The 22034-nt window shown below is 63.4% G+C and carries 17 protein-coding genes; 9 read left to right on the forward strand and 8 right to left on the reverse strand.

The window, feature by feature from the left end:
* Positions 1 to 65: 65 nt before the first annotated feature.
* The 3 genes from ACWHXT_RS03425 to exaC all read left to right on the forward strand — a co-directional run bounded on the left by ACWHXT_RS03425 (position 66) and on the right by exaC (position 4765).
* Positions 66 to 2669, forward strand: a complete 2604-nt coding sequence (locus tag ACWHXT_RS03425; protein ID WP_447957238.1) for a TRAP transporter permease — start codon at positions 66 to 68, stop codon at positions 2667 to 2669.
* A 12-nt stretch (positions 2670 to 2681) separates the two neighbouring features.
* On the forward strand, positions 2682 to 3110 hold the full coding sequence (locus ACWHXT_RS03430; RefSeq protein ID WP_447527863.1) for a universal stress protein: 429 nt from the start codon (positions 2682 to 2684) through the stop codon (positions 3108 to 3110).
* A gap of 134 nt (positions 3111 to 3244) precedes the next feature.
* Positions 3245 to 4765: an acetaldehyde dehydrogenase ExaC gene (gene exaC / locus ACWHXT_RS03435; protein ID WP_447957239.1), complete on the forward strand. Its 1521-nt coding sequence runs from the start codon at positions 3245 to 3247 to the stop codon at positions 4763 to 4765.
* A gap of 55 nt (positions 4766 to 4820) precedes the next feature.
* On the opposite strand, the gene dauA is transcribed toward exaC, so the two are convergent.
* Together dauA and ACWHXT_RS03445 are read right to left on the reverse strand one after the other, a co-directional pair.
* Complete coding sequence (gene dauA, locus ACWHXT_RS03440) at positions 4821 to 6581, reverse strand: C4-dicarboxylic acid transporter DauA (protein WP_447957240.1); 1761 nt, start codon at positions 6579 to 6581, stop codon at positions 4821 to 4823.
* Between the two features lie 217 nt (positions 6582 to 6798).
* Positions 6799 to 7185, reverse strand: coding sequence for a hypothetical protein (locus ACWHXT_RS03445; RefSeq protein ID WP_447957241.1), 387 nt, complete (start codon positions 7183 to 7185; stop codon positions 6799 to 6801).
* 151 nt (positions 7186 to 7336) lie between these two features.
* Between ACWHXT_RS03445 and ACWHXT_RS03450 the strand changes: the two genes are divergently transcribed.
* From ACWHXT_RS03450 to ACWHXT_RS03470, 5 genes are all read left to right on the forward strand, one after another.
* Positions 7337 to 8281, forward strand: coding sequence for an alpha/beta hydrolase fold domain-containing protein (locus ACWHXT_RS03450; RefSeq protein ID WP_447957242.1), 945 nt, complete (start codon positions 7337 to 7339; stop codon positions 8279 to 8281).
* A 116-nt stretch (positions 8282 to 8397) separates the two neighbouring features.
* A complete protein-coding gene (locus ACWHXT_RS03455) occupies positions 8398 to 9411 on the forward strand; it encodes a Bug family tripartite tricarboxylate transporter substrate binding protein (RefSeq protein WP_447957243.1) in 1014 nt (337 codons plus the stop codon).
* A gap of 44 nt (positions 9412 to 9455) precedes the next feature.
* On the forward strand, positions 9456 to 9908 hold the full coding sequence (locus ACWHXT_RS03460) for a tripartite tricarboxylate transporter TctB family protein (protein ID WP_447928089.1): 453 nt from the start codon (positions 9456 to 9458) through the stop codon (positions 9906 to 9908).
* A 9-nt stretch (positions 9909 to 9917) separates the two neighbouring features.
* Positions 9918 to 11423, forward strand: coding sequence for a tripartite tricarboxylate transporter permease (locus ACWHXT_RS03465; RefSeq protein ID WP_447928090.1), 1506 nt, complete (start codon positions 9918 to 9920; stop codon positions 11421 to 11423).
* Positions 11424 to 11426: 3 nt separating this feature from the next.
* A complete protein-coding gene (locus tag ACWHXT_RS03470) occupies positions 11427 to 12443 on the forward strand; it encodes an AbrB family transcriptional regulator (RefSeq protein ID WP_447957244.1) in 1017 nt (338 codons plus the stop codon).
* Here the strand turns inward: ACWHXT_RS03470 and ACWHXT_RS03475 are convergent.
* From ACWHXT_RS03475 to ACWHXT_RS03500, 6 genes are all read right to left on the reverse strand, one after another.
* Positions 12427 to 13872 carry a sensor histidine kinase N-terminal domain-containing protein gene (locus tag ACWHXT_RS03475; protein ID WP_447957245.1) on the reverse strand — a complete coding sequence of 482 codons (1446 nt, stop codon included), beginning with the start codon at positions 13870 to 13872 and terminating at the stop codon, positions 12427 to 12429. The two genes, ACWHXT_RS03470 and ACWHXT_RS03475, sit on opposite strands and share 17 nt — an antisense overlap.
* Positions 13873 to 13888: 16 nt before the next feature.
* The gene (locus ACWHXT_RS03480) at positions 13889 to 14554 is read right to left on the reverse strand and encodes a response regulator transcription factor (RefSeq protein WP_447928093.1); all 666 of its coding nucleotides are present in this window, start codon (positions 14552 to 14554) and stop codon (positions 13889 to 13891) included.
* A gap of 173 nt (positions 14555 to 14727) precedes the next feature.
* Positions 14728 to 15462: a response regulator gene (locus tag ACWHXT_RS03485; RefSeq protein ID WP_447957246.1), complete on the reverse strand. Its 735-nt coding sequence runs from the start codon at positions 15460 to 15462 to the stop codon at positions 14728 to 14730.
* A gap of 12 nt (positions 15463 to 15474) precedes the next feature.
* The gene (locus ACWHXT_RS03490) at positions 15475 to 16896 is read right to left on the reverse strand and encodes an ATP-binding protein (RefSeq protein ID WP_447957247.1); all 1422 of its coding nucleotides are present in this window, start codon (positions 16894 to 16896) and stop codon (positions 15475 to 15477) included.
* Positions 16893 to 19994, reverse strand: coding sequence for an efflux RND transporter permease subunit (locus tag ACWHXT_RS03495; protein ID WP_447957248.1), 3102 nt, complete (start codon positions 19992 to 19994; stop codon positions 16893 to 16895). Before ACWHXT_RS03495 ends, ACWHXT_RS03490 begins: the two co-directional genes overlap by 4 nt.
* On the reverse strand, positions 19991 to 21196 hold the full coding sequence (locus tag ACWHXT_RS03500) for an efflux RND transporter periplasmic adaptor subunit (RefSeq protein WP_447957249.1): 1206 nt from the start codon (positions 21194 to 21196) through the stop codon (positions 19991 to 19993). The genes ACWHXT_RS03495 and ACWHXT_RS03500 overlap by 4 nt, the downstream gene beginning before the upstream one ends.
* 203 nt (positions 21197 to 21399) lie before the next feature.
* Here ACWHXT_RS03500 and ACWHXT_RS03505 point away from each other — a divergent pair, with 203 nt between their 5' ends.
* Positions 21400 to 22005 (forward strand): TetR family transcriptional regulator C-terminal domain-containing protein, encoded by a 606-nt coding sequence (locus tag ACWHXT_RS03505; protein WP_447928098.1) that lies wholly within the window; start codon positions 21400 to 21402, stop codon positions 22003 to 22005.
* The last annotated feature ends 29 nt before the right edge of the window (positions 22006 to 22034 follow it).

The following is a 22034-nucleotide window of genomic DNA, read 5'->3' on the forward strand; positions in this document are numbered from 1 at the left end:
GCGCTTTTGTTGAATGCGCTGATGATAAATGCTCATGATCGGCGTGGACTTCAAAGGGCAAGCGTATGCAAGATGAAAAGAAATCCTCGGCGGACGCGCACCACGACCTGGAGGATATGGTCGCCTCCAGCGACACCGGCGCGCGAAAACCCCTCGGGGCTCCCGGCAAATTACTGGTGGGAATTGCCGCTGCCTGGTCGCTGTTTCAGCTTTGGATCGCCTCACCGCTGCCCTACATGTTGCGGGTGGGCGTCTTCAGCGCGACCGAGGCGCGCTCGATCCACCTGGCCTTTGCGCTCTTTTTAGCCTTTATGGCCTACCCGGCGCTCAAGCGCTCGCCGCGGGACCGGGTGCCGCTCCAGGACTGGGCGTTTGCCGCCGTGGCGGCGTTTTGCGGCGCCTATCTGTTCGTTTTCTACGATGACCTGGCCAGCCGGGCCGGGCGGCCGATCACCCAGGATATCGTGATCGGCGTGATCGGTATCGTCATGCTGTTGGAGGCGACCCGGCGCGCGCTCGGGCCGCCCTTGATGGCCGTGGCCGCGATCTTTATCGCCTATTCGCTGTTCGGGCCTTACATGCCCGGTATTCTCGCCCACCGCGGTGTAAGCCTGGGCGGGTTGATCAACCACCAATGGCTGGGTACCCAAGGGGTGTTCGGCATTGCGCTGGGTGTGTCGACCAGCTTCGTGTTTTTGTTCGTGTTGTTCGGTGCGCTGCTCGATAAAGCCGGCGCGGGTAACTATTTCATCAAAGTGGCTTTTTCGATGCTGGGCCACTTCAAAGGGGGCCCGGCCAAGGCGGCGGTCGTCGCCTCGGGCATGACCGGGCTGATCTCCGGCTCCTCGATCGCCAATACCGTGACTACCGGTACCTTCACCATTCCCATGATGAAACGCGTGGGCTTTAGCGCGGAAAAAGCCGGTGCCGTCGAGGTGTCTTCCTCGGTGAACGGCCAGATCATGCCGCCGGTCATGGGCGCGGCGGCGTTTTTGATGGTCGAGTACGTGGGGATCTCCTACGTCGAGGTCATCAAGCACGCCTTTTTGCCCGCCCTGATCTCCTATATCGCGCTGATCTATATCGTTCACCTGGAAGCCCTCAAGGCGGACATGAAAGGGCTGCCCTCGAGCAACCCGGCGCGCCCGCTCTTGAACAAGGTCATCGGCTTTTTGACCGGGCTTTTACTGCTGATGGGGCTTTCGGTCGGTGTCTACTACGGCCTTGGCTGGCTGAAGCCGGTGCTGGGCGATGCAACGCCCTGGGTCGTGTCGGTGGGCCTCGCCGTCGTCTATGTCGGGCTTTTGAAAATCGGCGCCCGCTACCCGGAGCTCGAAATCGACGACCCCAACTCGGCGGTCTTGACGCTGCCGCAAACCCGGCCGACGGTCATGGTCGGGCTTCACTACATTCTGCCGGTGGTCGTGCTGGTATGGTGTTTGATGGTCGAGCGTCTGTCCCCTGGGCTTTCGGCGTTTTGGGCCACCATGTTCATGATCTTCATCATGCTCACCCAGCGCCCGATCATCGCGCTGTTCCGGGGGCGTAGCCAGCTGGCGGCGGATATCAAGGAAGGCCTTTTCGATCTGTGGGATGGCCTGGTGACCGGCGCGCGCAACATGATCGGCATCGGTATCGCCACCGCCACCGCGGGTATCGTGGTGGGGGCGGTCTCGCAAACCGGCGTGGGCCTGGTGCTGGCGGACGTGGTCGAGCTTCTTTCCGGCGGCAACCTGATGGTGATTTTGCTGCTCACCGCCGTATTGAGCTTGATTCTGGGCATGGGCCTGCCCACTACCGCCAACTATATCGTGGTGTCGGCGTTGATGGCGCCGGTGATCGTGCTGCTTGGCCAGCAAAACGGGCTGATCGTACCGCTGATTGCGGTGCACCTGTTCGTGTTCTACTTCGGCATCATGGCGGACGTGACGCCACCGGTGGGCCTGGCCTCCTTCGCGGCGGCGGCGGTCTCCGGCGGGGACCCGCTGCGTACCGGTTTCCAGGCGTTCTACTACAGCCTGCGCACCGCGGCATTGCCGTTTCTGTTCATCTTCAATACCGACTTGCTCTTGATCGATGTGACGGTGACCCAGGGGATCGTGGTGTTCATCGTAGCCACCATCGCCATGCTGATCTTCGCCGCCGGCACCCAGGGCTACTTCATCACCCGTAACCGCTGGTACGAGTCGATTCTGCTGCTGTTGGTCGCCTTTACGCTGTTCCGTCCGGGCTTTTTCATGGATCGCATCCACGACCCGTACAACTCCGTGCCACCGGCGCAGTTCGCCGACGCGCTGGGCCAGGTCGATGAAGGCAGCAACCTGCGCATCCAGATTGCCGGTGAAGACGACTACGGCGCGCCGATGTCGACCTATATGCTCATTCCGGTACCCGCGGGTAACACCGGCGAGGAGCGCCTGGAGAACCTGGGGTTAGAGCTTTACACCGACGGCGACCAGACCCTGGTCGATTTCGTCGAGTTCGGTAGCCCCGCGGCGGACCTGGGGCTCGATTTCGATCAGGAGATCATCGAAGTGCTCGCCCCGGTGGACCGCTGGACCAAGGAGTGGATGTGGCTACCGGCGCTTGGCGTGTTCGCCCTGGTGGTGCTGATGCAGCGTCGCCGCCGTGGCCGCAAAACGCCGGACCACACCCCGGCCAGCGCCTAAGGAGGCCGTGCGATGTATCAGAAAATTCTGCTTCCTGTGGATCTCAACGAGGCGGCGTCCTGGCAAAAGGCGTTGCCGGTGGCGGTAACGCTTTGTCATACCTTTGGGGCGTCGCTGCATTTGGTGAGCGTACTGCCGGAGTTCACGATGCCGATGGTCGGGGCCTACTTTCCGAAGAACTTTTCGAAAAAGGCCCACGAGGCGATGCACGAGGCGCAAAACGCGTTTATCCAGGAGCACGTGCCCGAGGATATCCAAACCCAAAGCGTGATCGTCGATGGCTCGCCCTGGGAGGCGATCATCAAGATCGGCAAGAAAATCGACGCCGACCTGATCGTCATGGCCTCCCACACCAAGCGTAAGTTCGCGGACTACGTGCTCGGCCCCAACGCCGAGCACGTGGTGCACCACGCGAAAGTCTCGGTGATGATCGTGCGCTGACTCGGCGCTTGGTCAAAAAAGACGGCTTCGGCCGTCTTTTTTTATGGGCTGCGACTTTTGGGTGATTTCGTTTGGCCGCTGGGTGACCAACACTGAGGGGTGGTTCAATAATCATAACGCTCAGGAGCTAAACCATGATCTACGCAAACCCAGGCGATAACGGCGCCCTCGTCACCTTCGAAAAACGCTACGGTAACTACATCGGCGGCGAGTTCGTCGCACCCGAGAAAGGCCAGTATTTCGACAACATCAGCCCGGTGAACGGCCAGGTGTTCTGCGAGATCCCCCGCTCCAGCGCCGAGGATATCGACAAGGCTCTGGACGCTGCCCACAAGGCCGCCCCCGCCTGGGGCAAGACCTCCGCCGCCGAGCGCAGCAATATTCTGCTCAAGATGGCGGATCGCATCGAGCAGAATCTTGAGATGCTGGCCGTGGCGGAAACCTGGGACAACGGTAAGGCGGTGCGCGAAACCCTGAATGCCGACCTGCCCCTGGCGGTGGATCATTTCCGCTACTTCGCTGGCTGCATCCGCGCCCAGGAAGGCAGTGCTGCAGATATCGACGCCAACACCGTGTCGTATCATTTTCACGAGCCGCTGGGCGTGGTGGGGCAAATCATCCCCTGGAATTTCCCCATCCTGATGGCGGTATGGAAGCTGGCGCCGGCGCTGGCCGCGGGCAACTGCGTGGTATTGAAGCCCGCCGAGCAGACCCCGGCCTCGATTCTCGAGCTGATGAAGGTCGTCGGCGACCTGCTGCCGCCCGGGGTGGTCAACATCGTCAACGGCTTTGGCGAAGAGGTGGGCGAGAGCCTGGCCACCAGTAAGCGTATCGCCAAGATCGCCTTTACTGGCTCAACGCCAGTGGGCTCGCATATTCTGAAGTGCGCCGCCGAGAACATCATTCCCTCCACGGTGGAGCTTGGCGGCAAGTCGCCGAACATCTACTTCGCCGATATCATGAACGCCGAGCCCACCTTCGTGGATAAAGCGGTCGAGGGCCTGGTGCTGGCGTTCTTGAACCAGGGCGAAGTGTGCACCTGCCCGTCCCGGGCGCTGGTTCAGGAGAGCATGTACGATGACTTCATGGTCAAGGTGCTCGAGCGCACCAAGGCCATCAAACGCGGCAACCCCCTGGACACCGACGTGCAGGTCGGCGCCCAGGCATCCCAGGAGCAGTTCGACAAGATCATGTCCTACATGGACGTGGCCCGGGAAGAAGGCGCGGAGTTTTTGACCGGCGGCAACAAGGCGAGCATCGAAGGGGATTATGACAGCGGCTACTACATCGAGCCGACGATTCTCAAGGGCAACAACAAGATGCGCATCTTCCAGGAGGAGATCTTCGGCCCGGTCGTGTCGGTGACGACCTTCAAGGACGAAGAAGAAGCGCTGGCGATTGCCAACGACACCGAGTTCGGCCTGGGCGCGGGCGTGTGGAGCCGCGATATCAACGTGGCGTTTCGGATGGGCCGCGGTATTCAGGCCGGGCGCGTATGGACCAACTGCTACCACCAGTACCCGGCCCACGCGGCGTTCGGCGGCTATAAGAAATCCGGCGTGGGGCGCGAAACCCACAAGATGGCCCTCGAGCACTACCAGCAAACCAAGAATCTGCTGGTGAGCTACGACATCAACCCGATGGGTTTTTTCTAAGCCTGACACCAGGCCCGGCTTGGCCGGGCGAATAAGCGCGCTATAAACGCCGGGGCTACCCCGGCGTTTTTTCGCCTGCCGCTTGGCTGTCGGCAAGCCACCGCTCGGCCAGGCGGCTTGCCTGATCGAGGCTGGCCGTGACCGCGAGTTTTCCGGTTGCGCGGCGTATACCGGCGCGCTTGAGTTTCAACACCATGCGCGGTGCCAGCCCCACCATGATCACCCCAACGCCCCGTTCATCGAGCTCGCCTAGAAGGGTATCCAGCGCGATCATGGCCGAGGCATCGAGGCTGGGTACCGCGTGCATATCCAGCACCACCACGCGCACGTCCTGGTCGACCACGCGCAGCGTAGCCATGGCTTTCTCGGCGGCGCCGAAAAACAGCGGCCCGCTGATCTTGTAGCGGGCCACACCGGGGGCAAAGGCAGCGCTGGAGCCAGCTGCTTCGACACGCTGCGTCTGGGTCAACTGGGCCATACGCCGGATGAACAGCGCCGCCGCCAGGCCCATGCCGACGGCCACCGCGATGACCATATCGAACACCACGGTGAGCAGAAAACAGATCACCAGCACCGCTACGTCGCTTGCCGGGGCGCTTTTCAGCGTGTGCACGAAATGGCGCGCCTCGCTCATGTTCCAAGCGATGATGAATAAAAGCGCCGCCAGTGCCGCCATGGGCACATAGCCCATCGCCCCCGCCAGGGCGATCACCGCCAGCAGCACGACGAATGAGTGGACCAGCGCCGCGATGGGGGAGAAGCCGCCGCTTTTGATATTGGTCGCGGTACGGGCAAGCGCCGCGGTGGCGGTAATGCCGCCAAAAAAGGGCGCGACCACGTTGCCAAGCCCCTGGCCGATCAGCTCCACGTTGGGGTTGTGGCGGGTGCGGGTCAAACCATCGGCGACCACGGCGCACAAAAGCGACTCGATTGCCGCCAGTAGCGCGATGGCAAGCGCCGGGCCGAGCAGCGCCTGGATCAGCGCGAAGTTAACGGTAAGCGCCTCGCCATTGGCCCCGGACAGCTGCCAGGGTAGCGCAAAGCCCGGTGCAAACGGCGGGATACCGCTGCCGGTCACGCCCTGGGATTCCCAGCTAAAGCGCGAGGCGATGGTCGCGACATCGCTTCCCAAAAGCGACAGCAGTAGCGCCACCAACGTGCCCGCCGCCAGCCCCACCAGGGGCGCGGGGATCGGCGTTTTCAAACGCGGCCACGCAATCAAAACGCTCAAGGTCGCCACGCCCACGCATAGATCGGCAAGCGAAAGCCCGGGCAGCGCTTGGGCGATAACGAGCAGGTTGTGCGGGGTGCTACTGCCCAATGTAATGTCGGTCAGGCCCAGAAAATCCGGCACTTGCAGCAGCGCGATGACCACGCCGATCCCCGCAGTGAAGCCCAGAATGACCGGGTAGGGCACGTACTGAATCAGCGTGCCGAGCCTGGCGAGCCCCAGCGCCACCAAAATGGCCCCGGCCATGAGCGTGGCGATGAGCAGCCCGCCCAGGCCAAACTCCGCCGCAATGGGGAATAAAATCACCACGAAGGCCGCCGTGGGCCCGGAGATATTGAAGCGCGAACCGCCGGTCAGGGCGATGATCGCCCCCGCTACGATTGCCGTATAAAGGCCGTGCTGTGGCGCTACGCCGGTGGCGATCGCCAGCGCCATCGAAAGCGGTACGGCCACCACGCCCACGGTGATGCCCGCCAAAACGTCGCGCTTGAGTTTGCCAAGGGTGTAACCTTCGCGCCAGGCACTCAAAAGTGCACTGCCAGGCACGGGAAAGCCCCCTCCCGAGGGGCGGCGGGCGCGGGACATGGAGAACCTCGTAGCCGGTTGGAAACGTTAGCCTTTTAACTTACTCCCCGGCGCTGCGATGCACAACTGCGCCGCCGATATTCGCCGCTCACGAAGGGGAGACGAGAAAAAAGCCAGGCCTACAACGGCGCCATGCCCGGGCTTGGCCGGGCATGGCAAGAGGGTGTGCTAAGAGGGTGTAACGAGAGAGTATAACCGGAGAGTCGCGCAGAGAGACTTACTGCGTGGTGATCGGCTCGTCGCTTTCACTATCGCCTTCGCCGTGGCGGCGCTCGCCGCGTCTTTCTTCGTGCATTTCGCGCATGGCCTCTTTCAGAGCCTCTTCTTCGTCGTCGGTGAGAATCTCGCTGACGCGCTCCTTGTGCTCGTCGCGAAGCGTCTTCATCGCCTCGTAAAACTCGGCGTTGGCTTCATTGAGCTCTGTCTGTTTCTCTTCGTTGATCTCGGCGCGCTGATACACTTCATCGCGCTGCTCCTGCATGTGTTCGCGCATCTGCTCGCGGTCCTTGCCATCGTGCGGCCCGGCCTGAGCGGTCAATGCCACCGGAATCAAAGCGGCGGCGAGCAGGGCAGGAGCGGCGATTTTACGAATGGATAGCGTCATGGCGTACCTCTTTTGTCGATGCAGTTGAATGTCTTGACTCCTGCAGTATCAAACGCCTCGGTGTAAAGTCGTTGCACGAAGTGTGCAAACAACGTGACCTTCGCTTCTCGATGCGAAGACATGACGGCGCGAAAGATAAAAGGAGTTATCGATGCAGGCATTGCGTGGGATCCGCCAAACCCTGGGCGCGGGCAGTCTGGCGCTGTTGCTCGGCGGTTGCGGCGCCACCCATCTCGCCTCGAACGGCGAACCCGCCCAGGCCCTGGCCCAGGAAAAGCTCGCCGTGCGCTCCACGGCGCTGGCCCCCCAGCGCTACACACCGCCCGAGTGGCCCGAGGCGCTCACCGCCAGGGTGCGCCTGCCGGATACCCCCGGCGAAGGCCTGCGCCCGGCGGCGCTGATCGTCCACGGCGGCGGCTGGCGCGGACGAAACCCAAAGGATATGGATAAAATCGCCAAACGACTGGCGGGCCAGGGCTATGTGACGGTCAATGTCGCCTACCGCTTCGCCCCCGAGTACCGCTTCCCCGCCCAGCTTCATGATTTGCAGCAGGCCATGGCCTGGATTCATCAAAACGCCGGGCGCTTTCGCATCGATACCGACCGCATCGTGGGCGTGGGCTACTCCTCCGGGGCGCACCTGGTGAGTTTGCTGGCGCTGGCAAGCGAGCACGGCCCGCTGGCCGAGCCTTTTGGGGGCGCGCATACCCGGCTGCGCGCGGCGGCGGTGGGGGGCCTTCCAAGCGATCTTTTGAAGTTCGACGACGGCGAGCTGGTGACCGACCTGATCGGCGGTACCCGGGATGAAGAGCCCGAGGCGTACCAACTGGCCTCGCCCGCGCGCCAAATCACCCCGCAGGCCCCGCCGTTTTTCATCTTCCACGGTAATCGGGACCGCCTGGTACCAGTGGACCACGCCGAGGATTTCTACCAGGCACTCGCGGATCAGGGCACGCGCTCCGAACTTTATGTGCAGCACGGCCGCGGGCATATCGGAAGCTTTCTGCTGCGCGGCGGCGCCATCAAAGCGGCCATCGCCTTTCTCGATGGAGAGGTACATAGAGAGGTGAATTCTGAGGCGGGGCAGGGCGATTAGACTTTAGTTGGCTTTTGAGGGCGTGCAAGGTTGGTGAAAGCTTCGTGGCATAGCGTAGGGGCCCTGCAGGCGCAGACCTGCCCAAAATCTATAAATTTATAAAAAGTGAGAACGCTATGCCCAAAAACAGTGTCACTTCGCTTGGTATGACCGTGAAATCGCTGCTGGTCGGCGCTACCGCCGCCGCTGCCTCCCTGGCCATGGCGCTGCCCGCCGCGGCGGACAACTACCCCGAGCGCCCGATCAACATGATCGTAGGCTTTGGCACCGGCGGCAGCGCCGACCGCCTGGCGCGCTTGATGTCCGGCTATATTTCCGAGGAAATCGGCGTGCCGGTCCAGGTCAGCAACCGCCCGGGCGCCGGCACGCAGGTCGCCTCCAACTACGTGCTGAACATGCCCGACGATGGCTACACCGTGTACGCCTCGACCTTCGCCCCGTACCTGACCAACTCGATTCTCACCGGCGGCGCCAACTTCAGCGTGGATGACTTCAACTACATCAACTTCCAGTGGTTCGACCTGGATCTGATCGCCGCCAACGAAGACAGCGGCTATGAAGACCTGCCCGAGCTGCTCGAAGCCATTCGTGACGAGGACACCCAGGTACGCGGCGCCGTGGTTCAGGGCTCCGCCGGCCACCTGATGGTGCGCTTGCTGCTCGACCAGGCCGGTATCGACCAGGACAACCTGAACCTGGTGACCTACAACAGCGGCGGCGAAGCGCGTTCGGCGGTCGCTGGCGGTCAGGTCGATTTCGTTTCGATCAGCGCCCAGGGCAGCGAAGGCATTCGCGAATTCCTGACGCCGCTTGCCATTGTCAGCGACGAGCGTATCGAGCAGTGGGACGTGGCGCCGATCAACGAAGCCCTCGCCCCGATGGACGTCGAAGTACCGGTGCTGCAGGGCTCGATGCGCGGCTTCGCGGTCACCAGCGAAATGGAGCGCGAGCATCCGGAGCGCTTCGAGACGCTTTCATCCGCCATCCAGAGCGCGCTGGCCCGTAAAGAGGTGCAGGATCACCTCGAGCGTAACGACATGGGCGGCGTTTGGGTCGGCCCGGAGCGCGCCAACGAGCTGATGCGCGAAAACTACGAGGTCTTCGAGCAGTACGCCCACCTGCTTAACTGATCCGCTTGAAGGCCGGCCCGCCAGGGCCGGCCTGGAGAATCACCATGTCCGCAAACAAACGTGACTATGGGGACTTTCTGGTCCTCATGGCCTTGGCGTGTTTTACCCTTTGGTATCTGTGGGATGCCTACAGCGTCTCGGCAAGCGCCCAGAACCTGCTGCTGATTTTGCCGCTTTCGCTGGTCGTGCTGGCGGTCATTGCCCTGGAGCTTGGGCTACGCATCAAGCACGGCACGCTTTTCCGCCCCAGCGAGGAAGAGGAGCCGCTGCACCAGACACTGCCGGTGGTCGGGCTCTTCGCCGCCTACGTGATCTCGCTGGAAACATTGGGCTTCGATATCGCCACCGTGGCGTTCATCGCGCTTTTTCTGGTGCTCAAAGGCGAGCGCAATGTCTGGCTGGTCACGGGCTTTAGCGCCGTTTTCGGGCTGGGCTGCGCGTTTTTCTTCTCGCAGATGTTGCCCTATCCCATGACCCTACTGCTGCTGCCCAGCTAAGGAGCCGCCATGATCGATTTTGCCGCAGTAGAGCAGAGCCTGGCGCTGCTTTTTTCCAGTTTCAGCCCCTGGCTGGTGGTCATCCCTGGCATCATTTTGGGGCTGATTTTCGGCGCCACGCCCGGGCTTCAAATCTCCATGGCCATGGCGATCTTCTTGCCCATGACCATGTACATGGACTTCATTCAGGCCATGCTGTTTTTGACCGCCATCTTCACCGGCGGCTCGTTCGGCTCGGGGATTCCGGCCATTTTGATGAACATTCCCGGTACGTCGTCGGCGATCGCCACCGCTTTCGATGGCTACCCCATGGCGCGCAACGGCCAGCACAACGAAGCCCTCGGCGTAGCACTCGCCTCTTCGGTCATCGGTGTGCTGATGGGCTACGTGATCCTGTTCATCATGATCCAGCCGCTCTCGGTGATGGTGTTGAAGCTCGGCCCCGCCGAGATGTTCATCGTCATTTTGTGGGGCATGACGTTGATTGCAAGCCTCAAGGGCGAGCAGGTGCTCAAGGGCTTGATGGCCGGCTTCGTGGGGCTTTTGGCGGGGACGATCGGTTTTAGCGAAGTGGGCCTGGCGCGCGGCACCATGGGGCAAACCTACCTGCTCGACGGTATCCCGGTCATCCCCGCCATGATGGGCATGTTCGCCGCCTCGGAGCTTTTCAAGCTGGCCAATAAAAGCTTCATCGTCGAGTCCGAGGCGTCGCGCAAGGTTAGCATCGGCCAGATTCTCGGTGGCTGCCGGATGGCGCTGAGCCACCCCTGGGTGATGATTCGCGGCGGCTTGATCGGCGTATTCGTCGGTGCGGTGCCAGGTGTGGGCTCGTCGGTATCGAACCTGCTCTCTTATGTGGAGACCAAGCGCCGCGATAAGGACCCGGAGTCGTTTGGCAAGGGCAACCCCAAGGGCGTGGTGGCCTCGGAATCCGCCAACAGCACCTCGGAAGCCGGTTCGATGGCGACGCTCTTGGCGCTGGGTATTCCCGGCGGCGGCGCTACGGCGGTCATGCTGGCGGCGTTTGCCATGCACAACATCACCGGCGGCCCGCAGTTCATTCGCCAGCAAACCGATGTGGTCTACGCCATTATATTTGCCAACTTCGCCCAGGTGTTTTTGCTGGTCGTCGTGGGGCTTTTGTTCATTCCGCTGTTGGCCAACATCATCAAGGTGCCGATGCGCTATCTCATTCCTTCGGTGCTGGTGCTGGCGGTGATGGGCTCGTTCGGGCTGACCGGCAACATGACCGGCCCGGCCACGGTGCTGGTGTTCGCGGTGATCGGTTGGATTTTCCGCCACTACGGCTACTCGGTGCCCGCCGCGGTCATCGGGCTTTTGCTGGGCTCGCTTGCCGAGAAGTCGCTTTTGCATTCGTACCAGATCAGCGGCGGCGATTTTAGCTATCTGTTCACCCGCCCGGTGGCGCTGGGCATTCTGGCGCTGCTGCTGATTTCACTGCTCGGCAAACCCTTGATGCAGCGCTTTCAAACGCGGCGCGCACAAAAGGCGTAGCGGATGCTCGGGCGAACGCTTAAAACCCTGGGCCTGGGTTGTGTGGGTGGCGTGGTCGCCACCCTTTTTTCACTGCCGCTGGCCTGGATGCTGGGCGCGCTGTTTCTGGTGATGGGGGCCTCGCTTGCCGGGGTGAAAACCGGTGTCGACAAGCGCGTTCACCTGGTCGCCATCGGGCTGCTGGGGCTTTTTATCGGCAGCCGCATTCAGGCCCATGAGCTGGCCGGGCTGATTCACTGGTACCCAAGCGTTCTGGCCATGCTCGTGTATATGGCGATGATGCTGGCCGGCGGCTACTGGATCTTCACGCGCGCCGGGGTGGGGCGGGTAAGCGCGATGTTCTGCGCCTACCCGGGCAGCATGAACTCGGCGCTGGTGCTGGCCGAGGGTGCCAAGGGCGATTTGCGCTGGATCGCCATTTCCCACTCGCTGCGCCTGGTGACCGTCGTCTCCGGGGCGGCGCTGATGGCAAGCCTTTTGGTGGGCGAGGCAACGCTTTCAAGCGATTCCCACGCCCCGAACCTGATGGACGCCGCCGCACTGCTGCTGGCGCCACTTTTTTGGTGGCTGGCGCGAAAGCTCAACGTGCCGATACCGGAATTTCTGGGGCCCATGGCCGCCGGGGCGGTGCTGGCCAACGCCGGTCTCGACTACTCGGTGCCGGTCTGGCTGGTGTTCGGCGCTTTCTTGATACTCGGCTCCTCAGTGGGCTCGCGCTTTTCCAACACGCCGTTTTCCCAGGTGCTCAAGGTCGGGCGCTTCGGCATTGCCTACGCGCTGTTCGCTTTGGGCGCGGCGGCGGCCATGGCCTGGTTGGTGGCATCCATCACCGCGCTTTCCTTCCTGGCGGTGCTGCTCGCGCTGATTCCCGGCGGGGTGGGGGAGATGGCGGTCATCGCCACGGTCATGGGCATCGACCCGGTCTACGTGGTTTCCCACCACGTGCTACGGCTGTTGATCCTGATCTTCATGACGCCGGCGATGGTGCGCTTGGCAAGCGCGGTCAACCAGCCGGAATAGCCGGAAACGCGAGCCGCACGACCAGCCCGCGCCCATTCTGGGCGCCCGCCTTGGGCTTCTCGACGTCTCGATTGCCAAGCGTCAGCGTTGCCGAGTGGGCGGTCGCCACCTGCTCGACGATCGCCAGCCCCAACCCGCTACCCGGGGTTTGTGGGTCATGGCGGTAGAACCGCTCGGTCAGTTGGCCAAGGCTTGCCGGGTCGACCCCGGTACCGTGGTCGCTGACGGTGAGCACGGCGCCGCCCGGCTTCTCTTCGAGCACGATGTCGATACTGCCCCGGTAGGGGCGGCCACCACCGGCGTGAACGCTGGCGTTCTCGATCAGGTTGGTGACCATCCAAAGCAGCATGATCGGGTCGCCCAGCACCCTGGGCGGCGTACCGGTCTGCTCGAAAGAGAGCTCCTGACCCTTTTGATAGATGCCGGTGGCCGTTTGGGCGCAGGCCTGCCGGCAGATATCGACCAGGTCGACTTCTTCCAGGTGGGTCGCGTCGAAAAGCTCGTGGCGGGTCTTGGCGTATTTGAGGAGCTGCTGCACGGTGTGGCTTGCGTGCTCGGCGATGCGCTGCATTTCGATCAGGTTGGCGCGGGTGTCGGGCTCCTGAGTGGTCTTGAGCGAAATCTCGGAGAGCGCGCGCAGCTCGGAAATCGGCGTTCGCAGTTGATGTGATACATCGGCGTTGAGCTGTTGCGTGCTCTCGATGCTGCGGCGGATACGCTGCATCAGCTGATTGAGGCTATGGATCAGCGGGTGAATTTCCCGGGGCGCGTCGTCCTCGATGGGGTGCAGGTCGTTGGGTGAGCGCTGGCGAAGCGATTGGCTGACCGCGTTGAGCGGCCCAAGCCCCCGGTAAATGGCGAAAAGCGCCAGCGTCATGGCCAGAATGCCCGTTACGGCCATCAGGCTGCTCAAGGTCAGCATGAAGTCGTTGGCCAGGGTGTAGCGCGCCTCTTTCGACTCGGCGACGATCACCTCGATGTCGGTATGGGTGCGGCTGCGGTTGAAAGGGAAGGTGAGCGCCACGGCGCGCAGCTCGTTGCCGGCGTAGGTGACGTCGTAAAAAAGCGGCTCGTCGAGCGGCCCGGGTGGGTCGCCAAGGCCCGGGAAGCCGGCAATGATGCCGCCGTCGATGTTGCGAATGCGGTAGAAGATTTTGCCTTCGCCGCGACTGCCCAGGGTGCTCACGCTGAAGTAATGCATGTTGATCTGAAGCTCACCGTCCACGGTGTAAATGCGCCGCTCCAAACGGTTGGCCGCGTTGAGCAGCATGGCATCGAAGGTCTCGTTGATCTGGCGGGTAAGCAGCACGTGGCTCGAGGCCAGCATCACCAGCGCCAGCCCAATGAAGGGCAAGCCGATCCAGAGCAGCAGGCGCCCGCGAATCGAGGTGGGCATGCGCTTTTTTAGTCGGGTCGCGACGTTCAACATCCGGTGACGCTCGACATCAAGACGGGGGCGCCAGGTAGTAGCCCAGCCCGCGCACCGTTTTCAGGCCGAACTCCTGGCCAATCTTTTTACGAATACGCGAGATATAGGTTTCCACGGCGGCGGCGCTGACCGGTTCGTCCAGGCTCGAGAGCCGGTCGATGATCTGGTCCTTACTCACCAGGCGGTTCTGGTTGATCATCAGGTATTCGACCACCTCGAGCTCGCGGCGGTGTAGGGCGATGGGCGCGCCATTGACGCGAAGCTCCCTGGCGTCGGGCAGAAACTCAAGCGGGCCGCAGGTGAGCGACTCGCCGCCGAAATGCTTGGCACGGCGCACCAGCGCCCTGGCTCGGGCGGTCACTTCATCCAGCGAAAAGGGCTTGCACAGGTAGTCGTCGGCGCCCTCTTCCAGCCCCGAGATGCGCTGGTCGAGCGTATCCCGGGCGGAGATGATCAGTACGGGCACTCTGTCGTGCTGATGACGCAGGCGCCTCAATAGCGTGATACCGTCGAGCTCGGGCAGGCCCAGGTCCAGCAGCAGTAGGTCGAAGCCGCCCTGGGCCAGCATGTGCTGGGCCTGGGCGCCATCGCTTGCCAGGCTGATCGTGAAGCCCGCCTCGGTCAGCGTCGTGGCGATCGAGCGCGCCAGGTTGTCGTTGTCTTCTACAATGAGCGCTTTCATCAACGCCTCTGCCGATGTCCTTGATAAACGCCTAGGGGCTGTCTGAAAAGTCGACGAGCGAAGACAAGACAAGGCAAAAATTGGCGAAAAAACAGAGTTTACATGTGTAAATGAGTATTTTGAGCCAATTTTTAACGCCGTATTGTCGAGCGCAGGCACTTTTCAGACAGAGCCTAACCTTCGGGCTGATACTTGTAGCCCACCCCGTACACCGAGCGGATGATCTCTTGCTCGGGCAGGGCTTCAGTGATTTTCCTGCGCAGCTTCTTGATGTGGCTGTCCACGGTGCGCTCGGACACGATGCGGTTGTCGCGATACATGTGATCCATCAGCTGTTCGCGGCTGAAGATGCGCCCGGGGGCGTGCATCATGACGCGAAGAAGCTGAAACTCCACCGCGGTGAGCCCTAAATCCTGGCCCTTGGCCAGCGCCACCCAGCCATCGTCGTCCAAAGTGACCGGTGACGGCGGCGCCGCTTGCGGGGCGGGCTCGGCGGCGGCGCGGCTGCGCCGCAATACCGCCTTGACGCGCGCCACCACTTCCCGCGGGCTGAAGGGTTTGCAGATGTAGTCGTCCGCGCCCATTTCGAGCCCCACCAGGCGGTCCACCTCTTCGACTTTGGCCGTCACCATGATGATCGGCAGCGCCGGCCACTGCTGGCGGATCTCGCGGCAAAGCGTCATGCCGTCCTTGCCCGGCAGCATCAAATCCAGCAGCACCAGCGCCGGGGTGTTCGCCTCGAGCCAGGGGAGTACCTCGTCGCCGTGCTCGATCAGTGTAGGCGCGAAATGGTGACTTGCCAGGTAGTCGGCCATCAGCCGGGCAATTTTTGGCTCGTCCTCGACGATGAGAAGCGTCGGGTTGGCGGGCGGCCGTGCGTCGGCGTGATGCGAATCGGTCGGTGACATAGGAAAGCTCGTCTAGCGTGAAGACAAAAGGGGAAAGCGCAGCGTCCATCGAAGCCCGCCCAGGGGCGCGGCGTCGGCGGTGAGCGTGGCGTTATGGGCGCCGGCCAAGGCCTTGGCAATCGAAAGCCCCAGGCCGCTGCCGCCGCTTGCCCGGCTGCGCGAGCCCTCCACCCGGTAGAGCCGCTCGGTCAGCCGGGCAAGCTCGCTTTCGGGAACGCCCGGGGCGCTATCTTCCCATATCACCACGGCGTGTTGGCCATCTTTATAAAGGCGCACGTGCAGTTTTCCGGGGGGCGCGGTGTAGGCGCAGCTGTTGTCCAGCAGGTTACTCCAAAGCTGGCGCAGGCGCTGGGTATCGCCCAGTACGGTAAGGTTCGGGTCGATCCGGGTGGTCAGCGTCAGGCCGCTGTCGCTTAGCCAGCGGTCGGCGTCCAAAAGGCGCCGTTCCAAACATTCGCTCAAGTCCATGGGGGCGAGCCGAATGTCCAGCGCCCCGGCATCGCTTTGCGAAAGCAGGCGCAAATCCGCCACCAGCCGCTCCAGCTGGCTGACCTCCTGGGCAAGCGAGCCCAGGTTCTCTTGGTTGAGCGCTCGCACGCCGTCCTGCATCGCTTCGATCTCGCCACGCAGCACGGCAAGCGGCGTACGCAGCTCATGGGCGGTGTCCGAGACCCAGCGCGCCCGGGCGTTGCGGCTCGCTTCCAGGGTTTCGGCCAGCACGTTGAAGTCCTGGGCCAGCCGCGAGAGTTCGTCGCGGCCCCGGGCGCGCAGGCGCATCTCGTAGTCGCCTTCGGTAAGGCGGCGCGTGGCGCCGGCCAGCGCCCGGGTGCGCCCACCCAGCCACCAGGAGAGCCCGCCCGCCAATAAAAGCGAGGCCACGACCAGCGAGATCACGATGATGAACAGGTTACGCTTTTGGCGCTCCAGAAAGCGGCTCTCCATGCGCTCCATCATCTGCTGGGGCGAGCGAAAGCCCAGGCTGCCAATCGCCTGGGTGCCGCGCCCTGAGGCGCTTTCGCTGTAAAGGGTGAGCCAGCGCCAGTCGCTTTCGGCGCCGCTGGGGCGGGGGCGTACCACGTCGTCGCCCTGGGCGTCGCGCAGCGCGAAATCCTGCGCCTCGCCCAAAGGCGATGGGCGCTCGTTGTTCTCCTGGCCAAGCTCGAAGCGCACGACCCGGGGCCAGCGCTGCGGGTCGCGTTCGAGCCACGCCCAGCTGCCCTGGGCGTTCCAGCGGCTGACCAGGCCGTCGGCCAATAGCGCCGCGCGGCGCTGCTGGGCCTGGTTCAGGTACTCGATAAAGCCCCGGTCGATACTGTAAGAGACGGCCAGAAAAATACTTGCGGCAATCGCCACGTTCACGCTCAGGATGACCGCGAAAAGGCGCAGCCCAAGCGTGGAAGGCCGCCAGCGAGCAAGCGCACCGAGCCGGCTCATGAGGAGGCTCCTTCAGGTTGGGGGGCGGTTGGGGCGCTTAGCCGCTCGCGCAGGTTCTCGAGGCCAAGGTACAGGCAGGGCACCAGAATCAGCAGGATGACGGTGGCGAAAATCATGCCAAAGCCCAGCGAGATCGCCATGGGAATCATGAAGCGCGCCTGGCGCGAGGTTTCCAGAATCATCGGCGCCAGCCCCAAAAAGGTGGTCAGCGTGGTCATCATGATCGGGCGCAGGCGCCGGGTAGCGGCGGCCACGATCGCCTCCCGAGCGGCCATGCCTTCCCGGCGCTTGCGGTTGGCGTAGTCGATCAGCACCAGGGCGTCGTTGATGACCACCCCGGAGAGCGCCAGCATCCCCAGCAAGCTAATGATCGAAAGGCCAAAGCCCATCACCATGTGACCGGCCACCGCTCCCACCAAACCAAACGGAATGGCGGCCAGTACTAAAAGCGGCTGCAGGTAGCTTCTAAACGGGATCGCCAGCAGCGCGTAAAGGGCGGCCAGCATCATCCACATGGCGGTGCGCAGCGTGGCGAGGTTGTCGGCGGTATCCTGCTGGCGCCCGCCCAGGGCCACTTCCAGGCCCGGCCAGGTGTTGGTCAACGTGGGGAACACCTCCTCCTCGAGGGTGGCCAGCACCTGGTTGATCACCTGGCCGTCGTCGGAGTCGGCGGTGACGGTAATGATGCGCCGCCCGTCGATACGTTGAAGGCTGCTGGAGGCCTGGCTCAGGGTGATATCCGCCGCCCGCGAAAGCGGGATGCTCATGCCTTCGGAGGTGCGCACGGGCAGCCGGTAGAGCTCGTTCAAGCTCGCCCGGTCCTGCTCGGGCAGGCGCACCTCGACACTCACCTCCTGACGGCCGATGAACTGTTCGACGGCGGTGGCGCCTTGAAGCGGGCCGCGCAGGGCCTGGGCCAGGTCGCTACCGGTGAGCCCCAGCGCCCGGCCTTCGGCGGAAAGGCGCATTTCGAGCTGGGGTTTGCCGTCGCCCAGGCCGCTGTCGATGTCGGTGAGCCCGTATTCGCCGAGTTGCTCGGCCAGGCGCGTGGCGGCGGCTTCCAATACCTGGGTGTTGGGGTGGGAAAGGCGCAGGCTAAGTGCGGCGCCGCTGCCCGGGCCGCCCACGTCCGAGGCGAAGCGCACCGACTGCGCGCCGACCAAATCGCCGGTTAGCTCCCGCCAGTCGGTCGCAATGCGCGACGGCGGCCAGGCGTCCAGGCTTTCCCGGGCGATATCCAGGGTGACCTCCAGGGACTCGCCATCGAGGCGGCTACGGGTGCTCTCGAAAGCCAGCGTCGGCTCGCGCTCGCTCAGGGTTTCGGCAGCGTCGATCAACTGCTGGCCCAGTTCGCGGCTCACGCTTATGTTGCTGCCGATGGGCAGCGTGACCGTCGCCCGTACCTGGTCGGACTCCACCCGCGGCATCAGCGAGAACCCGAGGCGCCCGCTCATCGCCCAGGCCAGCACCACCAGTAAAAGCGCCACGCCCAGCGCCACGCTTAGCAGGCGCTGGTTGAGCGCGCGCTGCAAAAACGGCTCGAAACCCTGGTAGGTAAAGCGATGCAGCCCGCCCTGCAGGCGATGGCGAAGGCCCTCCAGCGGGCGCTGCCAGGCCGGGGTTTGGCGGGGTTTATGGCTGTGGGCCAGATGGGCCGGCAAAATGAACAGCGCCTCGACCCAGGAGATCAAAAAGACCGTCACGACCACCACCGGCACGGTAGCGAAGATCATGCCCAAAAAGCCGGGCAGAAACAGCAGCGGCATGAACGCCACGATGTTGGAAAGAATCGCGAAGGTGAGCGGTACGGCGATTTCGCCGGCGCCCTTGACCGCCGCGTCGCGCAGCGAATAGCCCTCTTCGCGGTAGCTGTAAATGTTCTCGCCCACCATGATGGCGTCATCGACCACGATGCCGAGTGCGATGATGAACGCAAACATCGACATCATGTTCAGCGATACGCCCACCCAGGGCAGAAACAGCATGGCGCCCAAAAAGGCCGTGGGAATGCCGAGTGTGACCCAAAAGGCGAGCCGCGCTTCCAAAAACAGCGCCATCAGCACCATCACCAGCGCCAGACCCATCCAGGCGTTTTTGAGCAAAAGCCCTAAGCGGTCTTCGTATACCTCGGAGCTGTCCCGGGCGACATCCAGGTGAATGTCGGCGGGCAGGTTGGCGCGCAGCCGCTCGAGCTCGCTATTCACCGCGTTGGAAATACTGGTGGGCGTTTGATCGCCGACCTGGTAGACATCCACCGAGAGCCCGCGCTGGCCGTTATAGAACTCCTCGCGGTCGGCCTCGGCGAAGCCTTCGCGAACCTCGGCGATTTGGCCCAGTCGCACCGGCGCGCCCTGGGCGGTGGTCAGAATCGGCAGGTTTGCGAACTCGGCGGCGCTGTTGCGCCGGCCCTGGTAGCGAATCAGCCACTCCCCCTCGGCGGTGGTGAGCTGGCCGCTGGCCAAGTCCAGCGCCTCTTCGCCGATGCGCGCGGCGAGTTGCTGGTGGTCGAGGCCAAACCGCTCGATCGCCTCCTCATCCAGCAGTACCTGGATTTCGCGCTCCCGGTTACCGGAAAGCTCCGCCCGGGAGATACCGCTCGAGGCCTGAAGCTCGGCGCGCACCTCTTCGGCGGCGTCGTGTAGCGCCGCCAGGCTGGCCGGGCCGTAGACCTGCAAACTCACCACGCTGCGCGAGTAGCCGGCCAGGGTAAAACGGGGCGGGTCCGCGGCGCCCGGGAAGGTGGTGATCGCGTTGACGCCCTGCTGGATTTCCTGGTAAACGCGCATGGTGTCCACGCCGTCGATCAACGTGGCGCGCACCACGCCGCTGCCTTCGCTGGCGGTGGCGGTCAGCTCGTCGATGCCTTCCACGTTGGACACCGCCGCCTCTACGGGCAGTAGCAAGCTCTGTTCGATATCCTCGGGCGTCGCGCCTGGGTAGCTGATGGTGACCTGCACGGTTTCGCTCTCGAACTCGGGGAACACCTCTTTTTTGATCGCAAGCGAAGCCATCAACCCCCCGACGATGAACAGCACCATCATCAGGTTGGGGGCGACGCCGTGATCCACCATCCAGGCGAGCGGGCCTTTGCGCATCATGAGTCTTCCTCTGACTGCTGGGCGGGGGTGTTCGCCGGCGCGCGCGGACGAACCTGCTGGCCGACCCGGGGCTGGGCCAGCCCGCCGGTCACCACGCGCTGACCCGGGGAGAGCCCCGCGCTGATCAGCGCCTGCTCTTCGCCGCGGTAGGCGAGTGTTACCGTGGTGTTTTGCAGGCGGTCTTCGTCATCGAGCCACCACACCACATCCCCCGGGCGCAGCGCCGCGGAGGGCAGGGCAATCAGCGGCTGGCGGGCGGTGGTGTGATAGCGCAGGCGCATGACGTCGTTCAGGCGCAGGGCCGGGCCGGAGGTGTCGAGGGCCAAGGGGTCATCGATCGAGACCAAAAGCTGCGCCTGTAGGCCATTCTCTTCCAGGCCCGGCAAAATCGAGGTGAGCCGGCCTTCGCGGCTTTCCCCCGGCGGCCAGCTCTGGCTGGTCAGGGTGACCCGGTCGCCGGGGGAGAGCCAGGTCAGGGTCTCGCCGGGGAGTGAGGCGCGCACCCAAAACTCCTCCACGCCCACCAGGCTCAGCACTTCGGTGCCCTGGCTTAAAAGTGTACCGGCGCCTACCGTGCGCTCGGTCACCATGGCGCGCCAGGGGGCGCTGAGCGTAGCGCGCTCCAGGTTCAGCGCCGCCTGGTTACGCACCACCCGGGCCTGGCTGAGCGCCGCTTCGGCCTGGCGCAGTTGGGGCTCGCGCAGTACCAGCGCGCGGCGCTCGGCGCTTAGTTCGCGCCCGAAACGGGCGTAATCGGCCCGGGCGCGCTCCTGCTCGGCCTCCTCCAGCGCAAGGCCAGCCTGGGCGGTGGCGACCTGGGCGTCGGCGTCTTCGAGCGTTAGCTCCAAATCCGCGCGGTCGATATACACAAGCGGGGCACCCGCTTCCACCACCTGGCCTGGCACCACGCCGGGGGCGAAACGGTCGAGCTGGCCGGCCACGCGACTGGCAAGCTGGGTCGATTTTTCCGCCTCTACCCGGCCGAACCCGGTGAGTTCCGGGGCCTGGGTTTGCTCGTCGACGGTGATGGTATCGACCACCGGCACGGGCGCCGGGGGTGGCGCGCGGCGCTCGATACGCGGAGGCTGGGTCATAATCCACCAGGCCAGGGCCAACCCCCCGACCAACACGAACAGAGCCAAAACAGCGCCAAGGCGCACCCGGCCAGACTGGCTGGCAGCCGTCGAATCAAAAAGAGTCATTGCCGCGCGTCATCCGTAATAAAGACTAAAATGCTTGAAGAGAAGCCTGATATGCTAGCATCTACGTTCGTTAAGCAGTGACTGGGCAAGTAATATGTAAAGAGCGTGCAAGCTGGCGCCCAGCCCCACGGCATGCCATTTTTAATAAATATACCGGCTTCAAGATCGGTAGCGGTATCCGAACGACAGGCTCAAACAACGCTATGAAAAACATCGCAACCCGCGACAAACTGATTAATACCGGTGCCGAGCTGATCTCTCAGCACGGCTACACGGCCACCGGGATTAACGCCGTTCTGAGCACCTGCGGGGTGCCCAAGGGGTCGTTTTATCACTACTTCTCGAGCAAGGAAGATTTCGGCCTGGCCGTGATCGAGCGCTTTGGCGAAGAGTACGACGAAGACCTTGCTGCCTTGCTGGAAGACGACTCCCTCGACCCTTGCGAGCGGCTGCGCCTCTATTTTGCCCAGGGGCGCGCCTACATGAGCGACTGCAACCATAAAACCGGCTGTTTGATCGGTAACCTGGGCCAGGAGCTCTCCGGCCAGAGCGACACCTTCCGCGACGCGCTCAACAACGTGTTCAAGCGTTGGGAGAAGCGTTTTGCGGTGTGTATCGAAGCCGCCCAGGCCAAAGGCCAAATCGCATCTCAGGCGCCCGCCGAGGCCCTGGCCAGTTTCATTCTCTCCGGCTGGGAAGGCGCCATTCTGCGCTCCAAAACGCTCAAGTCGGCGGCGCCGATGGAGCAGTTCGAGGCCATTTTGTTCGAGGGCGTGCTGGTCGATGCGCCGGTTGCGCAACCGGCCTGATAGCGCTTTTACGTCGCTTTAGAGGCCTC

This window comes from Vreelandella halophytica, from assembly GCF_968193635.1.